Here is a 566-nt window from a genome sequence, read left to right as displayed (position 1 = left end):
CCAGCGCAAAAATGAGCGTCAGCACTAGCATCTGAGTGCTATCGTTACCAGCTATATTGGTCATATTGTTTGTACCATTTGAGGCTCAGCGCCTATATTTATACCACTAGCTGTTTTGACGTTGAGCGATTGTTTCACCAATAATACTGGCTAACTGCTCAGCGATTTTATCTTTACTGGTTTTGTCTAACGTTATCGCATCACGTTCATAGCGCTCAGAGAAAAACACCTGCATGGCATTATCGTCACTAGCAAAACCAATATCTGCCCGTGAGACATCGTTACAAGCAATCATATCTAGCGCTTTTGCGGCGAGCTTGCCACGCGCATAACGCTCGACATCCTGTGTTTCTGCGGCAAAACCAACGACAAATAATTCCGGATGAGCAAGAGAGATTGTCGCTAAAATATCAGGGTTTTTAACCAAGCTGAGATTCATAGCATCTTGCGTCTTTTTAATTTTTTGCGGTGCGGCTTCCTCAGTACGATAATCTGCTACTGCGGCTGTCGCGATAAAGATATCTGCCTTTACGAATTGGTGTTCAGTATAAGCCTGCGGTAGTTCA

General features: G+C 44.0%; 1 protein-coding gene. It reads right to left on the bottom strand.

The window, feature by feature from the left end; all coding sequences use genetic code 11:
• Positions 1 to 106 precede the first annotated feature (106 nt).
• Positions 107 to 566 (bottom strand): phosphopantothenoylcysteine decarboxylase domain-containing protein (locus ACS8FC_RS19740; RefSeq protein WP_439298034.1); only part of this gene is annotated, 460 nt, incomplete at its 5' end.

The organism is Psychrobacter sp. 1Y4, assembly GCF_051847555.1.
Note: the sequence above shows the minus strand (reverse complement) of the source record. Positions and strands in the feature narration are given on the sequence as shown.